25 protein-coding genes are annotated in these 23119 nt (G+C 61.5%); 8 read left to right on the top strand and 17 right to left on the bottom strand.

Features of this window, described 5'->3' with window-relative positions; genetic code table 11:
- Positions 1-4: 4 nt before the first annotated feature.
- Together RhoBH5_RS16970 and RhoBH5_RS16965 are read right to left on the bottom strand one after the other, a co-directional pair.
- Complete coding sequence (locus RhoBH5_RS16970; protein WP_003940404.1) at positions 5-535, bottom strand: gluconokinase; 531 nt, start codon at positions 533-535, stop codon at positions 5-7.
- Positions 536-547: 12 nt separating this feature from the next.
- Positions 548-1936, bottom strand: coding sequence for a GntP family permease (locus RhoBH5_RS16965; protein WP_003939838.1), 1389 nt, complete (start codon positions 1934-1936; stop codon positions 548-550).
- 133 nt (positions 1937-2069) lie between these two features.
- Between RhoBH5_RS16965 and RhoBH5_RS16960 the strand changes: the two genes are divergently transcribed.
- Together RhoBH5_RS16960 and RhoBH5_RS16955 are read left to right on the top strand one after the other, a co-directional pair.
- A complete protein-coding gene (locus tag RhoBH5_RS16960; RefSeq protein WP_030536531.1) occupies positions 2070-2798 on the top strand; it encodes a FadR/GntR family transcriptional regulator in 729 nt (242 codons plus the stop codon).
- A 97-nt stretch (positions 2799-2895) separates the two neighbouring features.
- A complete protein-coding gene (locus RhoBH5_RS16955) occupies positions 2896-3903 on the top strand; it encodes an NAD(P)H-dependent glycerol-3-phosphate dehydrogenase (RefSeq protein WP_003940093.1) in 1008 nt (335 codons plus the stop codon).
- Between the two features lie 54 nt (positions 3904-3957).
- On the opposite strand, the gene RhoBH5_RS16950 is transcribed toward RhoBH5_RS16955, so the two are convergent.
- The 4 genes from RhoBH5_RS16950 to RhoBH5_RS16935 all read right to left on the bottom strand — a co-directional run bounded on the left by RhoBH5_RS16950 (position 3958) and on the right by RhoBH5_RS16935 (position 8052).
- Positions 3958-4794, bottom strand: coding sequence for an SDR family oxidoreductase (locus RhoBH5_RS16950; protein ID WP_118606969.1), 837 nt, complete (start codon positions 4792-4794; stop codon positions 3958-3960).
- Positions 4795-4967: 173 nt separating this feature from the next.
- Positions 4968-5687 carry a M50 family metallopeptidase gene (locus tag RhoBH5_RS16945; protein ID WP_003940327.1) on the bottom strand — a complete coding sequence of 240 codons (720 nt, stop codon included), beginning with the start codon at positions 5685-5687 and terminating at the stop codon, positions 4968-4970.
- On the bottom strand, positions 5684-6871 hold the full coding sequence (locus RhoBH5_RS16940; RefSeq protein ID WP_007729973.1) for an ATP-binding protein: 1188 nt from the start codon (positions 6869-6871) through the stop codon (positions 5684-5686). The genes RhoBH5_RS16945 and RhoBH5_RS16940 overlap by 4 nt, the downstream gene beginning before the upstream one ends.
- Before the next feature lie 119 nt (positions 6872-6990).
- On the bottom strand, positions 6991-8052 hold the full coding sequence (locus RhoBH5_RS16935; RefSeq protein ID WP_058037949.1) for an NAD(P)/FAD-dependent oxidoreductase: 1062 nt from the start codon (positions 8050-8052) through the stop codon (positions 6991-6993).
- Between the two features lie 114 nt (positions 8053-8166).
- Here RhoBH5_RS16935 and RhoBH5_RS16930 point away from each other — a divergent pair, with 114 nt between their 5' ends.
- Entirely contained in the window at positions 8167-9021 is an 855-nt protein-coding gene (locus RhoBH5_RS16930) for a hypothetical protein (RefSeq protein ID WP_058037950.1), read from the top strand.
- A gap of 76 nt (positions 9022-9097) precedes the next feature.
- On the opposite strand, the gene RhoBH5_RS16925 is transcribed toward RhoBH5_RS16930, so the two are convergent.
- The 3 genes from RhoBH5_RS16925 to RhoBH5_RS16915 are packed head-to-tail and all read right to left on the bottom strand — an operon-like array spanning position 9098 to position 10638.
- On the bottom strand, positions 9098-9538 hold the full coding sequence (locus tag RhoBH5_RS16925; RefSeq protein WP_030536527.1) for a MaoC/PaaZ C-terminal domain-containing protein: 441 nt from the start codon (positions 9536-9538) through the stop codon (positions 9098-9100).
- A complete protein-coding gene (locus RhoBH5_RS16920; protein WP_019745537.1) occupies positions 9535-9984 on the bottom strand; it encodes an FAS1-like dehydratase domain-containing protein in 450 nt (149 codons plus the stop codon). Before RhoBH5_RS16920 ends, RhoBH5_RS16925 begins: the two co-directional genes overlap by 4 nt.
- Positions 9985-9993: 9 nt before the next feature.
- Positions 9994-10638, bottom strand: coding sequence for a TetR/AcrR family transcriptional regulator (locus tag RhoBH5_RS16915; RefSeq protein WP_003939902.1), 645 nt, complete (start codon positions 10636-10638; stop codon positions 9994-9996).
- Between the two features lie 112 nt (positions 10639-10750).
- On the opposite strand from RhoBH5_RS16915, the gene RhoBH5_RS16910 reads away from it, so the two are divergent.
- Together RhoBH5_RS16910 and RhoBH5_RS16905 are read left to right on the top strand one after the other, a co-directional pair.
- A complete protein-coding gene (locus RhoBH5_RS16910; RefSeq protein WP_042447046.1) occupies positions 10751-11632 on the top strand; it encodes an alpha/beta fold hydrolase in 882 nt (293 codons plus the stop codon).
- Positions 11633-11705: 73 nt separating this feature from the next.
- On the top strand, positions 11706-12152 hold the full coding sequence (locus RhoBH5_RS16905) for a hypothetical protein (protein WP_270008557.1): 447 nt from the start codon (positions 11706-11708) through the stop codon (positions 12150-12152).
- 182 nt (positions 12153-12334) lie between these two features.
- On the opposite strand, the gene RhoBH5_RS16900 is transcribed toward RhoBH5_RS16905, so the two are convergent.
- A complete protein-coding gene (locus tag RhoBH5_RS16900) occupies positions 12335-12682 on the bottom strand; it encodes a hypothetical protein (RefSeq protein WP_270008556.1) in 348 nt (115 codons plus the stop codon).
- Between the two features lie 622 nt (positions 12683-13304).
- On the opposite strand from RhoBH5_RS16900, the gene RhoBH5_RS16895 reads away from it, so the two are divergent.
- The gene (locus RhoBH5_RS16895) at positions 13305-15362 is read left to right on the top strand and encodes an ABC1 kinase family protein (RefSeq protein WP_270008555.1); all 2058 of its coding nucleotides are present in this window, start codon (positions 13305-13307) and stop codon (positions 15360-15362) included.
- 14 nt (positions 15363-15376) lie between these two features.
- Here RhoBH5_RS16895 and RhoBH5_RS16890 read toward each other — a convergent pair whose 3' ends face one another.
- The 4 genes from RhoBH5_RS16890 to RhoBH5_RS16875 all read right to left on the bottom strand — a co-directional run bounded on the left by RhoBH5_RS16890 (position 15377) and on the right by RhoBH5_RS16875 (position 18461).
- Positions 15377-16108: a hypothetical protein gene (locus RhoBH5_RS16890; RefSeq protein ID WP_039973126.1), complete on the bottom strand. Its 732-nt coding sequence runs from the start codon at positions 16106-16108 to the stop codon at positions 15377-15379.
- 38 nt (positions 16109-16146) lie between these two features.
- A complete protein-coding gene (locus RhoBH5_RS16885; protein WP_003939785.1) occupies positions 16147-16431 on the bottom strand; it encodes a hypothetical protein in 285 nt (94 codons plus the stop codon).
- A gap of 127 nt (positions 16432-16558) precedes the next feature.
- Positions 16559-18166 (bottom strand): AMP-binding protein, encoded by a 1608-nt coding sequence (locus RhoBH5_RS16880; RefSeq protein ID WP_007729954.1) that lies wholly within the window; start codon positions 18164-18166, stop codon positions 16559-16561.
- A 103-nt stretch (positions 18167-18269) separates the two neighbouring features.
- Positions 18270-18461: a hypothetical protein gene (locus tag RhoBH5_RS16875; protein ID WP_039973125.1), complete on the bottom strand. Its 192-nt coding sequence runs from the start codon at positions 18459-18461 to the stop codon at positions 18270-18272.
- Positions 18462-18486: 25 nt separating this feature from the next.
- Between RhoBH5_RS16875 and RhoBH5_RS16870 the strand changes: the two genes are divergently transcribed.
- A complete protein-coding gene (locus RhoBH5_RS16870; RefSeq protein WP_003940315.1) occupies positions 18487-19002 on the top strand; it encodes a CGNR zinc finger domain-containing protein in 516 nt (171 codons plus the stop codon).
- 10 nt (positions 19003-19012) lie between these two features.
- Here RhoBH5_RS16870 and RhoBH5_RS16865 read toward each other — a convergent pair whose 3' ends face one another.
- The 3 genes from RhoBH5_RS16865 to RhoBH5_RS16855 form a co-directional block, all read right to left on the bottom strand.
- Positions 19013-19645, bottom strand: coding sequence for a hypothetical protein (locus RhoBH5_RS16865; protein ID WP_007729953.1), 633 nt, complete (start codon positions 19643-19645; stop codon positions 19013-19015).
- Positions 19646-19732: 87 nt separating this feature from the next.
- Positions 19733-20269, bottom strand: a complete 537-nt coding sequence (locus RhoBH5_RS16860; protein WP_270008554.1) for a hypothetical protein — start codon at positions 20267-20269, stop codon at positions 19733-19735.
- A gap of 150 nt (positions 20270-20419) precedes the next feature.
- The gene (locus RhoBH5_RS16855) at positions 20420-21583 is read right to left on the bottom strand and encodes an LLM class flavin-dependent oxidoreductase (RefSeq protein ID WP_003940457.1); all 1164 of its coding nucleotides are present in this window, start codon (positions 21581-21583) and stop codon (positions 20420-20422) included.
- A 157-nt stretch (positions 21584-21740) separates the two neighbouring features.
- On the opposite strand from RhoBH5_RS16855, the gene RhoBH5_RS16850 reads away from it, so the two are divergent.
- Entirely contained in the window at positions 21741-23072 is a 1332-nt protein-coding gene (locus RhoBH5_RS16850) for an MFS transporter (protein WP_039973131.1), read from the top strand.
- Positions 23073-23119: the final 47 nt, after the last annotated feature.

The raw sequence follows: 23119 nt of genomic DNA, 5'->3' as shown, positions 1-23119 counted from the left end.
TTGCTCAGTATTCGAATGTCTCCACGCGTCGCAGGATCTCCTCCGCGATCTTGGCGGGACTCCCGCCCACGTCGACGACGATGGCCTGTTCGTCCGGGTCGACGGCCTCGAGTGTCGAGATCTGGGAGTCGAGCAGCGAGGCGGGCATGTAGTGATCGAGGCGAGCGGTCAATCGCTGGCCGATCTGATCCCGCGAACCGGCGAGGTGCACGAACACGACGTGCTCACCGCGAAGCACGTCGCGGTAGCTGCGCTTGAGTGCCGAACACGTGACGATGCCCGGCTGACCGGCGTCGGTATGGCTCTTGATCCAGACGGCGATCTTGTCGAGCCAGGGCCAGCGGTCTTCGTCGTTCAACGGATGCCCGGTCGCCATCTTGTCGATGTTCGCCTGCGGGTGGAGATCGTCGCCTTCTTGAAGGTCCCAACCCATCGCTCCGGCGAGCATGCCGCCGACCGTCGACTTTCCCGAACCCGAGACACCCATCAGGACGAGCACGGGATACTGCTTCTGCTGTGCCGCTTCGCTGTTCATGTGCTCGCCTACCTAGATGAATGCGCTCAACACGAGCACTCCGGCCAGGCCCGATACCGAGATGATGCATTCCATCACGGTCCAGGTCTTGAGGTTCTGTACCACGCTGACGCCCAGATACTCCTTCACCAACCAGAATCCGGCGTCGTTGACGTGCGAGAGGAAGAGCGAGCCCGCACCGATCGCCAAGACCATCAGCGAGACATGTGCGGACGAGAGGTCTGCCGCAACCGGAGCGAGGATGCCCGACGCCGTCACCGTTGCCACCGTTGCCGAACCCGTTGCGACGCGGATCAATACCGCTACCAGCCAGGCCAGGAACAGCACGGGGAGGCTGCTGCCCTTGATCGCGTCGGCGATCACTCCGGCGATACCGGTGTCGATCAGGACCTGCTTGAAACCACCACCGGCGCCGACGATCAACAAGATGCCTGCGATGGGAGGTAGGGAACTCTCGAGTGACTTCGAGATGGCCTTGCGGTCCATTCCGCCGCCGCGACCCAGCAGCACCATACCGACCAGAACCGCGAGACCCAAAGCCACAACGGGTGTTCCGAGGAAGTCGAGGACGGACTTGGGGAGTGCCTCGGAATCGGGTGCGATCACGTCTGCAAATGCTTTGCCCAGCATGAGAACAACCGGGAGGAGGATCGCTGCGAGAGTAGCCGCGAACGAGGGACGCTGCTTCTTCTCTTCCTCGCCTCGATCTTCGCCTGTGACAAAAAGATCCGGGACCTTCACGTCGACCCACCGTGCGGCGTACTTACTGAAGACCGGTCCGGCGAGAACAACAGTGGGGATCGCGACGAGGACACCGAGTGCGAGGGTGAGGCCGAGGTTTGCGTTCAAAGCAGAGACTGCAACCAGCGGCCCGGGGTGCGGGGGAACCAACCCGTGCATGGCCGAGAGGCCGGCGAGGGTGGGGATCGCGATGCGCATCAGGGACAAGCCGGAACGCCGCGCGACGAGGATGATGACCGGCATCAACAGGACGAGACCGATTTCGAAGAACATCGGCAGACCGATCACTGCGCCGACCAGAGCCATGGTCCACGGAAGCGCCTTGGTGCTGGAGCGGCCGACCAGCGTGTCGACCACTCGGTCGGCACCGCCGGAATCGGCGAGGAGTTTGCCGAACATCGCGCCGAAACCGATCAGGATTCCGACGCTTCCCATGGTCGACCCGAAGCCGGTGGCGAACGCCGCGACCGACTCGGCCGATCCGAGGCCGGCCGCCAGACCGACACCAACCGCACCGATGGACAGTGCGAGGAAGGGGTGCAGGTCGAGCCAGGTGATCAGCGCGATGATAACCGCGACGCCGGCGACTGCAGCGATGATCAATCGTGCGTCGCTACCAGCGGGGACGACCTCGGCCGCCAGCAATGCTGTGGTGTTCATAGGGACTCCCAGTCCGATGAGTGATTGAGGTCACTGTTCCTTAATTAACCTACAATTTCAAGAGCAGACACTAATTTGTAGTATTTATTCGGCTTCCACCGGGCTTACTCCATACGCATGGGACGATCTACGTATGCCTTCTGTCCCGTTTCAGCAGTTACACGACTCGATGCTGGAACAGCTCGGCCAAGACATAGTCGGTGGTGTGCTCGCTCCGGGTACCACGATCTCCGCCGACGAGGTGGCAACGCGCTACGACGTGTCGCGAACCGTCATCCGCGAAGTTGTCCGCGTTCTCGAATCCCTCGGACTTGCCTCGGTTCGTCGACGCGTCGGAATCACCATCCTGGGCTCCGAACACTGGAACTCGCTCGACCCCAATGTCATCCGCTGGCAACTGGCCGGTCCTGATCGGTTCGAGCAGCTGTCTATCCTCAGCGAACTCCGTTCCGGCATCGAACCTCTGGCTGCGCGACTCGCCGCAACTCGCGCCACACCTGAGCAGTGCGGCGCTCTCACTGCAGCCGTCATCGGCATGTCAGCTACCTCTCGCGCTGCCGATACCGGCGCCTATCTCGGCCATGACTCCGACTTCCACCGCACCCTGCTCGCCGCCTCCGGTAACCCGATGCTGCGGGCGATGTCGCAGATCGTCGTCGAGATACTCGAAGGCCGCACCCGCCACTCGTTGATGCCCCACGAGGCCGACCCCGAAGCGATTCACCTGCACGGAGTGGTCGCATCGGCCATTCAGGCCGGAGACGCCGACGCCGCGGAAGCCGCCATGCGCTCGATCGTCGCGGAATCCGCAGAAGCGGTCGAAACAATGCGCGAAAGCCCCGAACCGCCGCCTCATCTGTAAGTCGAGCCACAGACTCGGCGGAATTGGCCCGCAACTGCTCCGCAAGTGGAACGCTTGGCGCCATGACAGCACTCGCTACCCAGAACAGCGCACTCTGATGGCCCGCCCGGTACGCGTCGTCGTCCTCGGTGCCGGATCGTGGGGAACCACGGTGGCCGGCCTCGCTGCCCGCAACACCCCGACCCTGTTGTGGGCACGCAATTCCGAAGCAGCCGACGAGATCAATTCGCAACGGACCAACTCCAAATACCTTGGTGAGCGCAAACTTCCCAAGGGGCTCAAGGCAACCTCGGATCTGGTCGAAGCCGCCCGCGAAGCGGACGTACTCGTATGCGGGGTGCCTTCGCACGCCGTTCGCTCCACCCTCGCCGAGATCGCCAACGAGGTTCGGGCGTGGGTCCCGGTGTTGTCACTGTCCAAGGGTCTCGAGCCCGGCACCCGGCAGCGCCCCACCGAAGTGATCGCCGAGTGCCTGCCCGGCCATCCCGTCGGACTGCTCGCGGGCCCCAACATCGCCAAGGAGATCGTCGACGGCATGGCCGCGGCATCGGTCGTGGCCACCCAGGACGATCGCGTCGCCGCCGCGCTGCAACCCCTGTTCGCATCGTCGGTCTTCCGCGTCTACCGCAACACCGACGTACTCGGCTGTGAACTCGGCGGCATCCTCAAGAACATCGTTGCCATCGCCTCGGGCATGGCCGACGGTCTGGGAGTCGGTGACAACACTCGTGCGATGGTGCTCGCACGCGGTCTCGCCGAGATGACCCGACTCGGTGAGGCGATGGGCGCCAACCCGCGCACTTTTGCCGGCTTGACGGGCGTCGGCGATCTGATTGCCACCTGCATGGCTCCGACTTCTCGCAATCGTCGCGTCGGCGAAGCTCTGGCGCAGGGATTGACCGTCGAGGAGGCGGTCGCCAAGCTCGGTCAGGTCGCCGAGGGCGTCAAGACCGCCCCCACTGTCATGGATCTGGCCCGTGAATACGGCGTCGACATGCCGATTGCCGCGGAGGTCGAGGCCGTCATCGGTGGTCGCCAAAGTGCCAGCGACGCATATCGCGGACTTCAGAAGGTTGCCCCGGGCGGCGAGCACGAGGTGGCGTGAGGAAGATCTACAGGTATCTAGCGATTTGGCTAGATACCTGTAGATCGCCCGAGATCACGGAATTGGCGCGTCGACGAAGATGTCGATCGCCAACGGTGACCGACCGCCGTACTGCGAGAAATCCGAGATCCCCGCCTCGCGCAAGATCTCGACGTCGAGCACTGTACGACCGGTATCCGTGCCGGCGGGACGCCCGAGAATCTCGACAGCCGCATCGGCCATGATCTCGGGTGAACGCGAGTGCTCGATACTGTCGTCTCCCCCGAGCAGGTTTCCGACAGCGGCCGTGGCGATCATGGTCTCCGGCCACAGGCAATTACTCGAAATCGGTGCACCTGAATACTCTGCGGCGATGCCCAAGGCCGCCAATGTCATTCCGTATTTGGCCAACATGTAGCCCGGATGAGCACCCAACCAGTGCGGCGAAAAGTTGAGCGGCGGCGACAGCGTCAATACGTGCGCATTGGCCGAAACCCGAAGGTACGGAAGGCACGCGCGGGTGAGCGCGAAGGTGCCACGGACGTTGACCTGCTGCATCAGATCGAATCGCTTCATCGCGAGATCTTCGGTTTTCGAGATGTCGAGGACGCTCGCGTTGTTGACCACGATGTCGATGCCACCGAAGTGCTCTACCGCTGCAGCCACGGCCCGCGCGATGTCGTCGTCGTTCCTCACGTCGCCGACGACCGGAACGGCATGACCCTCGAGCTCGTTCAACTCGTCCACAGCCGTGTGGATAGTTCCAGGCAGCCTGGGATCCGGCGTATCGGTCTTGGCGAGCAACACGATGTTTCCGCCGCGGCGCGCTATCGCACGGGCGATGGCAAGTCCGATGCCACGGCTTCCCCCGGACATGATCGCGGTTCGTCCGCGGAAGTTCTTGTCGTCCAAAACGAATCCTTGTCATCGTCGACGGTCTTCGTCGTTGCGGGTGTGGCCGCGGGAAGTCCCGGCACGACCACTCGTCGACTTCCACGATATGAGCGCCTTCATGCGATGACTACGTCCGCAGAGCATCAACAATCGTTGGTCCGTTGTCCTGACGGGACAACGGATCAATCCGGTCAGCCACCCACCGGGCGCAGAATCCACCATCCGCCGAGCACGAGCACCGCGACGTTCACGAGCAGGAACAACCCGACCCAGACGATCGCGGGTATCGGTGAGAGCCTGGCCAATTGGTCGGCGTCCGAGTCCGGTGCCCCGCCTCGTCGCATTCGCTGCCGTTGAAGTTCCACGACCGGGCGTGGTCCGGCAAAGAGGAGGAAGAGCGTCAGGAAGTACGCTGCGGCCACTTGCTGCTCCTGGGTCCCCCACCAGACGAGCCCGAACAACACGGCTCCCACGACTGCCAGTGAGAAGACTCCGTAGAGGTTTCGGATCAGGACCATCATCACCGCGATGACGAATACGCCGATCCACAGCACCGAGACCGCACGCTGCGCGCCCAACAACCCGGCCGCGCCGAGTCCGAGAATCGACGGTCCGACGTACCCCGCGAACGTCATCAGAATGACGCCGAAGCCGGTCGGTTTGCCCGACGAAATCGCGACCCCCGACGTATCCGAATGCAGGCGAAGACCTTTCAACCGTCGACCGACCAGGACGGCGACGATCAGATGAGCGCCCTCGTGTGCGATGGTGACGACGTTGCGGGCGATCCGCCACAGGTGTGGTTCGAGAACGATGATCACGGCGATCAACGCGGCCAGTTGAACCACCCAGGCCGGCGGATTGGGACTGAGCGCCGCCACCCGATCCCACGCGGTTTCGAGCGCGTTCACTCCGCTTGTCCGCGCAGGTATCGGCCGAAGTGCGGGACCGTGAATCCGATGGATCCACGTTCTGCCGAATAGATCAGCCCCTTCTTGATCAGTCCATCGCGTGCCGGCGACAGGGAAGCCGGTTTGCGCCCCAACTCGACGGCGATCTTCGCGGTTGCGACGGGCCCGTCGTCACCGGCGAGATCGGCCATGGCGCGCATGTACTCACGCTCCGCGGGCGTTGCTCGCTCGTATCGCGATCCGAAGAAACCGACAGCGAGTTCTTCCTCAGCCGTCGGCGCGCCGACGCGCACGTCTTCTGCCGTGATCGGACTCGACGCCGCCACATCCCACGTGGCCTTTCCGTAGGCCTGAACGAAGTACGGGTACCCGTCAGCCGCTTCGTAGAGAGCGTCGAGCGCGGATTCGGTGAACTCGACGTCCTCACGCTCGGCAGGTGCAATCAGTGCCTGATCTGCAGCTTCACGCTCGAGGCGATCGATCCGGTGGTAGCTGAACAGGCGCTCCGAGTAGCTTTTCGACGCCGACAGCACAGCAGGCAGATGCGGAAGCCCTGCACCGACGACGATCAGCGGTGCCGCGTCCTGACTCAACTCGTGGCAGGCCCCGCAGATCGCCGAGACATCCGCTGCTCCGAGGTCCTGCATCTCGTCGATGAAGATGGCGATCCCGACGCCGACATCTCTGGCCAGCGACGACGCGTCGAGCAGCAACTCGACCAGGTCGATCTCGATGTCGCCGCTGTCCGCGCGACCTTTGATCGCAGGTGCGTCGATGCCTGGTTGCCAGCGCTCGCGCATTCCCTTGTCTGCAGTGGCGCGTAGGGCAAACGATTTGAGGACTCCGAGGAACTGCTCGACCCGCTCCGGATCGCGATGGGAGACCGCGATCTCTCGGACTGCCATGTGGAGCGCTGACGAGAGTGGGCGTCGTAAATCCTGATCGGGGCGCGCCTCGATCTTGCCTGTCCCCCAGCTTCGGGAGATCGCGGCCGAACGCAACTGATTGAGCAGGACGGTCTTGCCGACGCCACGCAATCCGGTGAGGACAACACTTCGTTCCGGGCGGCCACGCGCAATTCGCTCGAGAACGACGTCGAAGGCGTCGATCTGCTTGTCGCGCCCGGCGAGTTCCGGCGGGCGTTGACCGGCACCGGGGGCATACGGATTGCGCACGGGGTCCATGCCCATCGACGGTACAAGCCGAGTAGACGAATATCCCGCTCTCTAGCGCGTGTCCTAGAGAGAACTAGGAACCGCAATATCGGCTCGAACCTTGTCGAACCGGGCTCCGGCGTCGTCGTCTAACCGTCCAGGGTTGACGCTCGGGCGAAGTCCCCGGCCACGTGGGCTCCAATTGCTCCGGACAGAATGATCGCCGGATGCGTCGCGGCCAGATAGAGCCCCGACACGCCTTCGGCGAAGCCCAGCAGCGGGCGGCCACCACGCGGGATGGGACGGTCAGCGACTACCGCCTCGATCAGTTCCACTTGGTCACCGTCCTCGAGCTGACTGCGGATCGCGCGCAGCGTCGGCCCCGCAAGCTCACGAGCATCTCCGGAGAACCCGACCGGAACATCTTCAGCCGCAATCAGTGTCGTGTCGTCCAATTGCCGGATCTCGAAATCCGGAGAGGAGAGTATTCCGTTCACCAATGGGTAGGGCGTCGAGAATCTGATGAGGCAACACGGGGAGGCGTCGACCTCGACGTCGACTCCCGCCGACGCCGCGAGTCCAGGAATCGCGGTACCCGCAGCGAGCACGGTGGCCGATCCGTAGACGGGACCGTCGGCAGTCATTACTCCGCACACTCTCATGCCCTCCGCGAGCACCCCGAGCGCACTGACATCGGAATACACTGTGGCACCGTACTCTTCGGCACCTCGCAGGAGCGATCGAGCGAACGCAACCGGGTCAACGCCACCGTCATCAGGCGCGTACGCTGCGACCGAGGGGGCCGTCCGCAATCCCGGCTCACGAGCAAGGATCTCCTCTTTACCGATGAGGTCGACGGGATGGCCGAGTGCTCGATGAGCATCTACGAACGCCCGGGTCTCCGCTTCCGTCTCTTCCCAGGTGATCGCGCCTCTGCGGCGCAAACCGATTGGCTCGACGAGTTCGCGCTCCAGGCGGTCGATTTCGACTGCAGCGCCTTGCCGGAACGGATCTGAGTAAGTTTCTGCGGCACTCTTCGAGAGGCCGACCCAGGCAAAGGAGTTGCCGGTCACCCCTCCCGCCACCGAGCCGTGCTCCAGCACGGTGACTCGGAGACCAACGCGCGCCAGGTGATACGCGATCGACGCGCCGACGACGCCGGCACCAATCACCAGGATCGGACTGTCGTTTCGACCATTCGGATGCGCCACCAGTGGACCATATCTGCGAGCCGCAACCTGGATCCACTCAATTTGGATGCGAGGACTTCGGCGGTAAACGGAGGACTAAGCCTCGGCGCACATCGGGACCGATACGGTGTGCTCATGCTCTGGCGTTGGTTCGCAGTCGTGATCGTCATCCTCGCTGTTGCCGGCATTTGGCACGTGACCATCCCCGACCGTCCTGTTGCCGCAATAGTCGACGCCGAGACGCTGGGGTGCGCGACCCCGTATCCGATCGGCCCGCTCCAGACGACACCAACTGCGACAGTTCCAGACGATTTCGTACCCGTCGCCGCCGTCACGTGCGACCCGTTTGTCAGCGACAACGTGGCAGCCGACCGAACCGTCAGCTTCTCTGCTCACCGTTGGGAGGGCGATTTCAGTCGGGCGGTGGAAATGCTGAACCGCTCGTCCGCGCACAAGACTTGGTTCCCCGAAGGCTGCGGTGACAACTACAGCCTGGCTGTCCTGGAGCAATTCTGGTTGGTCGACGATCGAGGCCGAGCAACTCGGCCGGGGTATCCCTCCGATTCGTGTGGACTACCGAAACCCGGTGGCCTGGCCGCCATCAAGGAACTGACACCGGTCGGCAGTACCGAACACCGAATAGCGTTGTCCGACGATCAGATCTACGAACTGTCGCATTGCAGGCCGACCTACCGACCAGCCACGACAGGTACAACGGCGCTGACATCGCTGTCGGCGGGCAGCGTTTTCTGCCGATTCTCCTCCACCGAATTCGTAGGCACATCGTCTACGACGGAAACCTTCGACGGACTTCCACCCGCTCCCGACTGTGACGCGGTGGCCACCGAGGTGGCGTCGACGATCTACGTGGACCGTCCCACGAACGAGGAACGATTACTCACCGTCGAGATCGACGGCTGTCGGCGCGTCATCGCCGACGGATACGCACCGATGCAAGCGTCGGACGAGCTGTTGGTGTCTTTCCGGTAGTGCTGCGCCACAATGCAGTTGATCTCCCGCCCGGATGCGTAGGTCCCGATGTGACCAGTGACAGCCCGCAATCCTGTCAGGCGCCCGGGAACTGAAGGTGCGCTTGGGTCTTTCCCAGAACCGTCTGGCCCTTGTGCGTGACTGTGACATCGATCCGCGTTGTCCGCATCGTGGCGTCGATCCGCGCGATCTTCGCAGTGATGGAGAGATCAGCACCATCGACGGCATCGACTACGACGGGTCGAGTAAAGCGAGTTTCGTACGAGAACACACCGCTCGGATCGCCAACCCAGTCGACGATGGCCTGCAAAGCAATTCCGGCAGTGAGCATTCCGTGAGCCAGAACTCCCGGTAGCCCAGCCGCGGTAGCGATTGCGTCGTTGAAATGGATCGGGTTCATGTCGCCGGAGGCACCGGCGTAGCGAACTAGGTCATCACGAGTGAGGACCAGATCAACCTTCGCGACGATGTCACCGAGGACGAGGTTTTCGAAAACCGGCACGACGGGTACGGTCATGCGCCTTCTCCTCGCGCCAGCAGCGTCGAGGTGACCGTTGCTACCAAAGCGTCGGTCACGTCGTGGATCTCGGAAACTGTCGACAGGATCGCACTGCCTGCACGCACTGTCACCCCTGTAATCGTCAGTGTCGTAGACAGGTCATCGCCGGCGACTATCGGACGCTGATGCTCGATCTTCTCGGAAGTATGGACCACACGAGTCGGATCGAGCCCGGTATCCGGCGTGCGCAGCAGTGCCATGATCGCTCGTTGCTGGACAACGGTTGTGAATGTTGTCGGTGCGATGACATCGACGAACCCGGCCTCCCTGGCGACACCGACATCATGGTGCAAGGGATTGCTCGAACGCACCGCCAGAGCGAACTCGCGAATCTTCTCGCGCCCGACAAGGTACGAAGATGAGGGAAACACCCGGCCGGCGAGCGCTGGGTTCACAGGAGACATCCCGGAATACTAACGGCGGCCGACTTCGGGTTGATTCGTGGCCTGAGGTCTCGTTGGCCCGAGAATGCGATCGAGGAGACGCTCAACCAACTGGACCGCCAATTCTGCTGTGGCGTAGCCGGGAAGCATCCCCTGGGCGAGCCCGGCGACAGCCGCCAGAATGAGCTCGGCGTCGAGGTCGGGATCCATTGACGGCGCAACCGCGTCCCGATTGGTCACTCGTTGAAGCTGGCCGGAAATGAGTGCTGTCAACTCTCTTGGGGCAGTGAGGGTTTCCTCGGCGGCGATTCCTTGTCCGGTCAGTGCGGCAGCATGGAAGGCGCCGAGAACAATCGCTTCCTCCCGACGTTGTCGATCGAGCGGGAGCATGCCAACAAGGAACGCTGAAATAACCTCGCGGGGTGTCGCTTCCGCGCCAAGAACAGACAACTCCTGCATCAAGCGAGCACCCGCATCCTGACGCACAGCTTGATGCGTCGCGAGAAGGAATTCCCGCTTCGTGCCGAAGTAGTACTGCACGAGTCGCACCGAAATCCCTGCCTCGGCAGCAACGGACTGAAATGTCACCGCCGCGAGCCCACCGTCGACAATCACTCGCCGCACCGCATCGGTGATCTCCCGTTGCCTCACTTCATGGTCGACCAGTCGCGGCATGAGGCTGTCCTTCCCCTTTCGAATGGATGACTCTGACTCGTTAATGATACGCACGTACCGCATTAGTGATACGGTCATACCATCAAAATTGAAAGCAGCGAGAGGGAGGCTCATGCCGAAGATCGGACGATTCAAGAACGAGGCATCAAAGCAGGCGTACGAGAGCATCTACCGAGAACTGGAGGGCACCTGGCCGGTTCCGTCGACACAACTCGACGTGCCGACATCGTTCGGAACCACCCATGTCCGTAGGTCGGGGACCGGCACGGAGACGCCGATCGTCCTGCTGCACGCAGTCGGCGCCAATTGTCTGCAATGGCACATCGTCATCGAGGACCTGTGCCGAGACCGAGTCGTTTATGCGCTGGACACGATCGGTACTGCAGGCCGCAGTGTGCAGACCGCTCCATTGACCGGGGAATCCGACTTCGCCACCTGGGTGGGCGAGGTATTGAACGAACTCGGGGTCGATCGCGTCCACCTGGTCGGCTACTCGCATGGTGCGTGGCACGCCGTTCTAGTAGCACTTCACGCCCCTGAACGACTGGCGAGTGTGACCCTAATCGAACCGGGTGGAGTCTTCGACAAGCCCTCGTGGCGTGTGCTGCTGAAGATGATCCGCGCCGGTATGCGCCGCACCGACAAAAATATTCGCAAGCTCAACGATTGGCTGTCCCCCGGGTACGTCATCGGCGATCGCGAGTTCGCTTTGGTTACAGAGGCATTGAACTACCGGCCCGGTGTCGGGTGGGCACGAATGCTCAAAGATGCAGAAGTGCAGTCGATCTCGGTCCCAATGCTCGTAATCTCCGGCGCTGAGACGGTGGTCTCCAGCCCCGAGCAGGTGGCCGCGAGGTTAGCTGATCTCGTACCTGAAGCCGAAGTGGAGATTTATGCCGGAACCGGCCACGGAATCCTGGGACACATACCTGATCGGGTAATTCCCCGACTCATGAAGTTCGTCCGCAATCATGACGACGCGAAGCGGACGTGATCTCGCGGACCAGCCGCCGACAAGGTAGTGATGAAGCCGGTCAATCAGCCGGCCAAGGCGGTACAACTGACAGATGAGAACATTCCTCTCCGACCGCCGCGGTCAGGTAATGGTGGCCGTTGCCGCCGCCATTTTGGTCGTAGCGGGAGGTCTGTGGTGGACGAAGACCATCTCCTTCACCGAAACTGCAGTAGTTCAGTTCAGTAGTAATCGAACCGGACTCTACGACGGGTCCCCGCGCGATGCGTACATCGGCGATCGGGAAGCCTCCAACGGCATGTCTCTTCCTGCTGAAAAACTCGCGCAGATACTCGGTGGCAGTGCTTCCGACTACGAGTCCGATCTGACGATCACAGATGCGGACATACCTGGGCTCGCGGTGACGGCCCGAGGTCGAACCCCCAGCGCTGCCCGAGCATTGGCGACCGACGCCGCCGAAGCTCTCTGTTCGATCTTCGAAGAAACCAACGCAATGACTTCCGGAGGGTTCACGTTCACCGTCGATCCACCGGGAAACTGACGCAGCTCCAACAAGTCGACGGCCCCAGAAAGCGTTCTGCCGATTAGTCAACACTTACGTCACGTCCAAAGGACTTGGTTATCAACTAGGCTACCTCCACTTCGTTCACGAGTTGGGGAGCATAGTCAGATCAAGCTACCCGTAAACTTCGACTTCACACTTCAGCCAAAGAGTTAATGGAACTATTTTCCAGTTAATTCACTAAGGTTAAACCACGATGGTTGATATCCAGCTGTCGTGCATGCGACGAGCGCATTGGTGTAGGAGGTCATCGCATCAGTCACATCGTTGTCGGGCGTAAATCTTCTATCAGCGGCGTCAGTGAAGTGCTGAGCCTTGCGGTCGGCGTCCTGGATCATTTTGGTAATGGCCAAACGGATATCCGAACTAGCGTCATTGATAGTCTTCGAACCGTCTTCACTTTCGACACTAGTCGCAATCATCGTCAGGTCAGTCAACTGCCGAGCAAGCGTTGTTGCGCTAATCGAGGACGATTCCCCGCGAAGAAGTGCTTTGTAAGTCGAATACACACCTATTCCCCACCGTTCCAGACCTACCTCGCCACCGCATACAATCCGATCGCTTTGTGATTTCTCAGGGAATTCCTCGGAAGTTGAAGTGCTAATATTTTATACAGCATTCGCGGTCTCGGGAATCGCATTTGTACTCTTATCCGAGCACGCAGTCAGTAACATTCCGACGCAAGAAATAGCTATAAGATGGCGGGGCTTGATCACGGTCATCCTTAGGTGTTACTGTTCGCCAGTTTGGACATTGGCCTGCTCTTATTTCCATAGAACTGCGGCTAGGTCGTACGGTATCGTACATCCGCGGGTCCGGGCGTGAATCACAAAGGGTCGTCCTAACTTCGATGTCTTCACGATTGGACACCGAGCAATGCACCGACACCGCTGAGCGAGGAAAGTCGCTGGTGCGAAAGCTTCGGTATAACTGCGGGCAGATCTGGCGTTCGGCCTCTGCCTCCCAGACAGTCCGGGGAAGTTAACCGAGTGACGATCTTCCGGGCCGCCACGGGCGCGGGTCGTCGAAATCTGCGATAGGTGGTCTCTACCTGAGCACTCACAATCCGGTTGTGGACGGTAGATCAGGACGAGTCGACATCGGAGCGAATGAACACCGAAGTGCCCAAGCATGTTCGACGCTTGGGCACTGTCGGGCTTGTTACCCGGCAGTCGGGGTGGGCTCGGGGTTTTCCTGGATGTATCGCAGATTGCGAACCCGAGCGCTATCGCAATGGACTTGATGGTCTGGATCGTCACGACGCCATTTCTTGCAGCAGCACTGGCGGGCGTGATGCGACGAACGCTGGGGACGAGAGTCGGATGGCCGCGAACCCTTGCGGTCGCGGTGATAGCACTCTCGGTGGGGGTTCCACTGTCGGGATACGTCGCAACGCTTGCAGGAATTGCCAGCCAGGACGATCAACTTCTGGTGAGCGTAGGAACAGCGCTCATATTCTTCGGAGTTGTCGCGCTCTGGGTGTTCGCAGCATGCCTGGCCGCATTGGTTTTCCTCGAAGTTGTCCTTCCAACAGGGTCCATCCCCGGACCGCCAGAAGCATTGCAGCGCAGCCGCAAATCGTGGCGACGAACCAAGCGATACGTCCAGATCATGGGCATCGTCGTGCGAGCGGGAGGCGGGCCGGCTCTCCGTGCTGGGCCATCAGCGCCTCAGTTCGGGGACGCGCTGGTGGAAGTAATCAACCGGTGCGGTGTCACTTTCGTCAAGTTGGGACAGATCCTCGGCACGCGAGACGACCTCATACCACCCGAGTTGGCTCGCACTCTCTCGTCTCTGCAAAGTTCGGCACGACCGGCTGATCCAGTCCGCATTGCGGAGCTACTGGCATCGGAACTCGGCGACGCACCAGAGTCGGTGTTCGCATGGTTCGATGTGGAGCCGTTCGCCGCTGCCTCTGTCGCACAGGTACATTCCGCGCGCACGGTTGAAGGCGTCGACGTTGTGGTGAAGGTTCAACGCCCCGAGGCGAGCGCACAAGTGAGCGTGGATTGCGATATCTTCCTTCGCGTGTCATCCCGCGCGGAGACCCGTTTTCCCTGGGCATGCGATATCGGCGTTCACCGACTCGCCGGGGGCCTCGTCACGTCACTGCTCGAGGAACTCGACTACCGCACCGAAGCAGCGAATACCGGCGCGATTGCTTCCACCATGTCGAACCGCCCGGATATCGTCGTTCCGCATATCTACCCCAACCTCAGTAGCGGACGGGTGCTCGTGATGGAACGTCTTCACGGCACACCGCTCTCCGACGGTGAGTCGGCGCTCACCGGCCTCGACCGCGACACCCGCAGCAGCGTCGCCAACGAACTTCTTGCGTCGTTGCTCGACGGGATCTTTGTCCACGGGGTGTTTCACGCGGACCTGCACCCCGGCAACATCATGATCCTCGATGACGGCCGGGTCGGGCTCCTCGACTTCGGCGCAGTAGGGGTTCTGGACGGCGAGACACGGATCTTGTTCGCCGTGCTCCTCAACGCTGCCCTCGCAGGTGATCCGGTGGCGACAGTCGACGCGATGCTGATGGCATTCGACGTACCGCCCGAAGTTGATCGCGGAGCACTACGTCACCAGGTGGGCCGAGAGATCACCCTGCTCAGTGTCCAACCCAATGTTTCCATGGCATCGTTCGCGCGAATGTTCACTGTGCTTCGCGAACACCGAATCGGAGTGCCGGGAGACGTCGCCGCCGCTTTCCGTTCGCTCGCGTCCTTGGAGCGCGCCCTGCGGCTCCTGGATCCGCAGATCGACCTCGTCGCTGCTGTTCGGGCCGAAGTACCCCGACTGTTGACCCATGTCGCCAGCCCGACTGCAGCCGCGCAGGCAATCCTGTCGACGACGGCGGTCACAACCGCGGTGGTCAGGCGCCTGCCTGGTCAGCTCGATCAGATCGCGACCTCGATTGCCTCGGGAAGCTTCACACTTCGCACTCGCTCGGTTGCACACCCCGACGACAGGCGATGGCTACGACGGTCGGCGAACAACGCCCTGGGTATGGCGGCGGGAGTGACCGCGCTGATCGTCGCGGCGATCCTGCTGTTCGTACCTGGCGGACCACAACTCACACCTCAGCTGTCGGGCTATGCACTCGCGAGTGCGGTACTGGGCTTCGTCGGCGTCGTTCTGTGCATGCGGACCGTGTTCCGTTTGTTCACACTCGACAACAGGTAACCGAGAACTGATTTTCATCGCTTGATCTCGATGTCGTCGAAGTCGAGCGCCAGGAGGGTCGGCCGCGAGAGAACGCGACTGCCTGGGCCCCGCGGGAGAACGCGCCGTCGAGTGGGAAAGGTGAGACCGTCGAACTGACGGTGATGGTCACAGTAGAGAGCAGCTTTCGCCCAGCTGCCTACCGGTTCGGCGACGAAGTCGTGACGGCGGATGAGGCCACCGTTGTCGACATAGAAGGTCTGCTGCCGGCAATGGGTGTCGATTTCTGGCGCAAATGTTGCTTGTAGTCGTCGCCATTGCTGCCCGGATTCCTGCCAAGGTTCGGCTTCGGTGACAGTGATGTCGTCGCGGGCGAGCAGCAGCGGTGCGTTCAGATAGTTCCAAAAGGCGTAGCCGGCAAAGTAAGCGGTGTCGAGCGCGTCCCAGTGGAGGTTGCGCCGGACTCCACTCAACCCGAAAAACTCTGGACGTGGGTCGGTTCGACTCCCGAGTTCTTCGCCGTCACGAGTTTCGATCCGCACGACGCCCTTGTCGAACACAGCGCACTCGCCGACACGCGGAAAGTCTTGGAGGACAGTGCGTTGCTCGGCGACTTCAACCTCGACCGTGAACTTCGCCAGCTTGTTGCCGGGGAAGCGCTGAGGCAGCAGACCGCCCAAACGTCCCCGTGCCGTGATCGCTGAAACAGACTGCCAACGTTCGACTCCGCCATGTGCGGTGAGGACTTCATCGAGTAGTTCGGTCATATGTCGACGCTCTCCGTCCCCTGACGGAACTGTGGAAATCAGCGATCAGACGGACGCGTAGTTGTAGTTGCGTTCCTCCCGCGGTACCACTGCCACCCCGCGGTGATGATGACAGCGCCGGCAAGGGACCCGAGGATGCCGCTCGGGCGCAATGATAATCCGTCGCCTGCAATCAAACTCACGAGCAATCCGCCGACCAGCGAACCACCGATTCCCGCGATGAACGCGAAGGTCCAGTCCACTCGTGCGGTCGTTTTCCCCAGAATCAGCTGGGCTCCCGCTCCGATGACGATCCCGAACAGGAGTATTCCGATGATGAGCATGAGCTGAGGCCCTTTCGTGGAGTGACGACGCAAGGCGCGAACGGCTTACTCTGCGCCATCTTTCCGGTATGTCTCTTATGTCGTGGTGAAATCCGTGTGAAAGGTTGTCGCCACCCACTCCACACTGCTAGGACGACGCCAGTGTCGTCGCCCAGCGGTAGTCCGCCTTACCGGCCGGGGTCCTCTTGACTTCATCGACCAGCACGATCGTGCGCGGCACCTTGTAACCGGCCAACGTCTTACGGCAATGTTCCTGAACCGCTTCGAGAGTCAGCTCGTCGGACTCGGGATAGGTCGCGATCACCGCGGCAACCTGCTGCCCCATGCGCGCGTCGGGTGCGGGGACGACAAGCGCGTCGGAGATCGCCGGATGCGCGTGAAGGGCAGCCTCGACCTCTTCGGCGAAAACCTTCTCGCCGCCGGTGTTAATGCACTGTGAGCCGCGGCCCAGGAAGACAATCGTGCCGTCCGCTTCAACCTTACCCATGTCGCCGAGCACCGAAAGACGGGTGCCGTCAGCGCGGGTCGGGAACGTGCGGGCGGTCTTCTCTTCGTCCTTGTAGTACCCGAGCGGGACGTTTCCGATACGCGCGATGTAGCCCACGTCGTCGGAGCCGGCGGGGATCTCTTCGAGCCGCTCGTCGACCAGGATCATGTTCGGCGAGGGCGGCATTCGCAGATTTCCCGCCTCATCGATGGAGAAGGCGCCGTCATTACCGGACTCCGAGGCTCCGAAGTTGTCCCGCAACAGCAGGTCCGGCTTCACCGCCAGCATGCGGTCTCGAACGCTGGTGGACCAGATCGCACCACCTGACGTGATCGAGAAGAGACTGCTGAAATCGACCTCGTCTTTGCGTCGTTCCATCTCGTCGACCAACGGCAGTCCCATGCCGTCACCGACGATCAGGATCACCTGTACCGAATCCTTCTCGATCGCTTCGACGACCTTCTCCGCAACGAATTCTCGTCGTAGAACCACGCGGGCACCGAGGGTGAGGAAGGTGAACAGCGAATACAACGCTGCGCCGTGCATGAGGGGGGCGGCAATGAGGAACGAGAGTTCCGGAAATTCCTTTGCAGCGCTGGCTATCTCGGCGAGGTCCTGTCGAGCTTCCTCGCCGTACGGATTTCCGCCGGAGAGCGGCTTACGGAAGAAGTCGTCGTGACGCCACATGACACCCTTCGGGTATCCGGTCGTCCCGCCGGTGTAGAGCAGGTACACGTCGTCGCCCGAACGAGAATCGAACTCCCCTACCGGTGACATCTCGCGAGCGTCGTCGAAGGAAACCACCGACACTTCATGCGCTTTCGCGGCAGCGACCAGTTCGGCCTCGACCTCGCCGATCACGATCACCGTCTTCACCTTCGGGCATGCACCGAAAAGGGAAGCAAGGACACGCTGATGCTCGGGGAGTTCCACGACCACTGCGACCGAGTCGGAGTTGGTGAAGATGTACTCCAGCTCGGCGGGCGTGTACCGGTAGTTCACATTGATCGGGACCGCACGGATCTTGATCAACCCGAGGATCGACGTGACATGTTCGACGCTGTTCTTCAGGAACAGGGCTACATGATCGCCGCGCGAGATGCCGGCTTGCGCGAGCAGGTTGGCCGTTCGGTTGGCTTCCGCGTCCAGCTCAGCGTAGGAGAAGTTCTCTCCCTCGTAAGTCAAGGCGACGCGATCAGGCACCGAGCTGGCGACGGTTTCGAATACATCAGCGAGGTTGAACTGCATCGTCTTCCCTTTCAGAGTCTGCGCCGCGATACCGAGGCATACAACCCTGAATCTAGAACACGTTCCATGTCACCCGAGGCAAAACGGAGCGATTAGCTGACCATTACCTGGACCTGACCTTGATCGGCGCAGCGACGGCCGAGCCCGCACCGCCCGACACCCATTCGGCGAGCAAGGTCTGCCACGACCCGCAATGGCAGCGCAGGTAGGTGACCGTCCCCTCGCTGGTCCGATGCCGAGATTCGATCTCCCAGCGGTGGATGCAACTTATCGGCGCGAAATCTGTTTTCTTCATACGACGAGCATGATGTAATGGCATTGTGCATCTCAACCCTTACGGCGAATATGCGGTGACGCTGGCCGCCGACCTGGCCAATCGAAATCCCGAGACCTTGGCCGAACTCGTCGAACGCTGCGTCGATGCAGGCATCATTCTCGATTTCCCCATCGCCGAGAAGGACCTCGACGAGACCCTCGACCTTCTGATCGAGTGGTCGAAAATCGTCGACGTCACGGAGGAGGCAGCCCGCGCCGAGTTGGTGAACGTCATGCTCGAGCAAGCGTCGGCGTATCCGCGCATGACCAACCACGCAAACGACGGGTGGCATCTGCACTACCGCGATCCGCAACAGTCGCTCGCCGAGGTCCTCAAAGCCCTCTTCTCGGTAGGCACGGCGCTGCACCTCGTCGGCCGCGGAATGCACAGATTAGGTCGGTGCACCCTGGACGAGTGCACCAACATCTATGCGGACACCTCACGCAACGGCAATCAGCGGTACTGCTCCCCCACGTGTGCGAATCGCGACGCGGTGCGACGCCACCGCGCGCGCAAGTGAGCCGGACCGACTACGACGTGGGACCCACTACCTCGAAATCCGAGCCACCTTGGTAGTCGAACTGGAAGCTGCCGCCGCTGCTTCCCGAGCTGATTCGATTCCACGCGTCGATCAAGTCTTGGACCGTGTTATATCCCAGGTCCTCCAAAGAACCTGAGAGACTTCCGGTTCCGGCGCCCTCGAACCAGCCGCCGACCACAACGGCCTGCGGAATCGCGATAGTGGGGTTGGTCGGATCGAGCAGTCGAACGCACGCTCCCGCAACGGCGTACACCCCGGCCGGCAGATTGCCGACGGTCCGCGTGATCGTCTGCCCAGGCGAAACAGCAAACAGATCGAGGATGTTGCTGACGGTCGGATACACCAACACGCCGGGCTGGAGCAGCTTTGCCGGATCACGAATCACGTCGGGGACATCTCTGGCGTTGAGGATCGCCACTGTGCAGTTGATGAAGCTGAACCGCGGGTTCGGGTTGGTGATGGTGAAGGTGATCGCATTGTCCGCTGCGCTCACCGACATCGGAGGCGGGAGAATCGCCGGTGCTGCCGACGCCGTCGCCGGAGTCATGACAACAAGTCCCACGACGGCGGCCGACGCCGCGACAATGCTTCCCAGAGCGCGTTTGAATCCACGACTTCGCATTTCCGAACCTCCAGGCAAGTCGGTCAGATCACCAGATGCCTGAAGAATAGACCGCTCAGTCGGAAAATTGGGGAGACAGACGGTGAGCTACCCGAAAAGTCCTTCGAGGCTGCCGCTGCCGAACAGGTCGCTCAGGCTTCCGGTATTGATGCCGCTGAACGGTCCACCGATGACAACGAGGCTCGGCACGCCAGGAACAGGCTTACCCAACGTCTCCAGATCGAGAAGATTGGAGCAGGCACCGAGCACGGCGTAGGTTCCGTCCGGAACATCGGTCACGGTGTTGGTGACCGTCTGCCCCTTACCGACAGCGAACAGTGAGGACGGGTCGGTGATCTTGGGGTACACCACAAGGTTCGGATCGAGCAGCTTGAGCGGATCATCAAGCACGGCAGCAGAATCCGCGGCGTTGACGACAAACGCCTGGCACAACGGGGCAATGCCCGTGTTGTTGTTCGTGATCGTCAGTGCCAGATCGTTTCCGGTCACCTTGTACGAGACGACCGGCGGGACCACCTCGGCCGACGCAGTTGCAGGATTGACCATCGCGACGCCTGCCGCGGTTGCAGCGGCGACTGCCACGGTTCCCACGACGCGACGTACTCCACTCGTGCCCAGCTTCATCGAGGATCCTTTCGTTCTGCGCCTTGAGTTCGGCAACAGTGCGCAGCCTAGAACGGATCTACTGACCGAATTGCGTGAATAGTCCCGGAGGGAGGCCGTGCCCGAAAGATCGGGACAAACGTCCCCTTCTCGAAGAGCTTGCTTTTCGACTCAGTTCCCACTGGAGACGAAGGGCGTTCGCACCGGTCCGCCGACCGAACCGTGCGGTGCTACCAATCCACGCTTTTCGAGGATCGGACGCACACCCTCACCGAACTGATACGCCTCTTCGAGATGGGGATAGCCCGACAATACAAAGTGATCCAGGCCGATCGCCGCGTACTCGGCAATCCGATCAGCCACTTCTTGGTGCGAACCTACCAATGCGGTGCCTGCACCCCCTCGCACCAATCCGACGCCGGTCCACAGGTTCGGCGCAATCTCCAGCGACCTCGCTCCGACGCCCTCCTTGTAAGCCGAACCGCCGCCGTGCAATTCGAGCATTCGACGCTGACCTTCGGAGCCGGATCGCGCAAGACTCGCCTGAGCCTGCTCGACGGTCGCCGGATCGAGCGCACTGAGCAGCCGATCCGCTTCTGCCCATGCCTGTTCCGAGGTGTCCCGGCTGATGACATGCAGACGGATTCCGTAGTCGAGGTGACGACCTTGGACTTCCGCGAGGTCGCGGATCCAGGCGATCTTGGCGGCAACAGCGGACGGCGTCTCACCCCACGTGAGATACGTATCCGCGTAACGCGATGCGACGGTTCCGGCCGCCGGCGACGATCCGCCGAAGAAGATGGGCGGTACCGGATCCGGAATACGCTGCAGCGTAGCCTTTTCCACGTTGACGTACTCGCCGGAGAAATCAACCGGACCGTTACCGGACCACAACTGGCGGATCACGTCGAGGAACTCGCCGCATCGTGCGTACCGTTGGTTCTTGTCGAGGAAGTCACCGAACGTGCGCTGCTCGTGGTCCTCCCCGCCGGTCACGACGTTGAGCAGCAGACGACCGCCCGACTGCCATTGGAAGGTTGCGGCCATCTGGGCGGCCAGCGTCGGGCTGAGCAATCCCGGTCGCAGAGCAACCAGAAACTTGAGCGTCTCGGTGGTCTCGAGCATCATCGCTGTCGTCAGCCATGCGTCTTCGCACCACGCGCCGGTCGGCGTGAGGACGGCCTCGAAGCCGTTCGTCTCGGCGGCCGCGCCGATCTGATTGAGGTATTTCAGCGTCGCCGGACGATCACCGGACATCGAGCTGCCGTGCCCACCCGCCATCAGATTCCGGGAATCACCGTAAGTAGGCAAGAACCAGTGGAAGCGCAGTGACACGGTGATTCCTTTCGTCGACGAACAGGCAGAACTCTTCTGTCATTACAACCACAGTCCACCTCGAAGAACAGGGTTGAAATCACCCTGATCGCTACGGGTGCCCACTTTCGGCTCCGGCGATACCTTCGTGAATTTGCACCGCGACCCGGGGGCTCCGATGACCACGTTTGCCGAAGTCGAGCACAATTCACCGTTCTCGAACGAGACCGACGACGAGCGGCGATCCAGACTGAGAACCGTCGTCGCCGCGAGCCTGCTCGGCACGACGGTCGAGTGGTACGACTTCTTCCTCTATGCGACGGCCGCGAGCCTCGTCTTCAACCAACTGTTCTTCCCCAACCAGAGTTCCTTTGTCGGGACAATGCTTTCTTTTGCGACCTTCGCGGTCGGCTTTCTCGTTCGCCCCATCGGCGGAGTGGTGTTCGGTCACATCGGCGATCGCATCGGGCGCAAGAAAACGCTTGCCCTCACGATGTTCATCATGGGTATCGCGACGGCGCTCATGGGTGTCCTTCCGACCGCAGCTCAAATCGGGGTCGTTGCACCGATTCTGCTTCTGCTGCTTCGTATCCTGCAGGGATTTGCTCTCGGTGGTGAGTGGGCCGGAGCCGTTCTTCTGGCGGTCGAACACAGTCCGGAGAAGAAGCGCGGGCTGTTCGGCAGCATCCCGCAGATCGGACTGGCTCTCGGCTTGGCTTTGGGCACAGGAATGTTCGCACTACTTCAAACGGTCTTCGACGACGAACAGTTTCTCCGTTTCGGCTGGCGCATAGCCTTTGTTCTGAGCTTGGTACTCGTGATCGTGGGGTTGGTGGTCCGTTTGAAGGTCGACGAGACGCCGGCATTTCAGGCCGTTCGCGACCTCGAACAGCGCTCATCCGCCCCGCTCAGGGAAGTCTTTCAAGGAAGAGTCGCGCGAAACACCGTACTGGGCATGCTGTCTCGCTGGGGCGAGGGCGCCGCGTTCAACACCTGGGGCGTCTTTGCAATCACGTATGCAACCAAGACTCTGCATTTCGAAAAGGTTCCGGTACTTCTCGTGGTCACCGTGGCCGCAGTAGTGATGGCGATCTTGCTGCCGTTTTCCGGTTCACTCGCTGATCGGTTCGGCCCGCAACGGGTCTACATCGTGGGCATCGCCGCGTACGGCCTCGCGATCTTCCCCGCCTTCGCACTGTTCGGTACCGAGAATCTCCTGCTCTTCGGAGTCGCGATGGTCGTGGTCTTCGGAGTGATTCATGCCTTGTTCTACGGCGCCCAGGGAACGCTGTATGCGAGCCTCTACCCCACAGAAATCCGGTACACCGGGTTGTCGGTCGTCTACCAGTTCTCGGGCATCTACGCCTCCGGCGTCACACCTCTGATCCTTACTGCACTGATCGGCGCCACCGGCGGTTCACCGTGGCTGGCCTGTGGATATCTGGTGACCACCTCGGCGATCAGCGTCGTCGCCACTGCGGCGATCAGGAAGCGTGATCTGCATCTGTAGCGATCACATCTGAATATTCACCTCTCTTGCACATTTACTAGATATGC

It is taken from the genome of Rhodococcus sp. BH5 (assembly GCF_027583855.1).
Classification (GTDB): domain Bacteria; phylum Actinomycetota; class Actinomycetes; order Mycobacteriales; family Mycobacteriaceae; genus Rhodococcus_F; species Rhodococcus_F qingshengii.
Note: the sequence above shows the minus strand (reverse complement) of the source record. Positions and strands in the feature narration are given on the sequence as shown.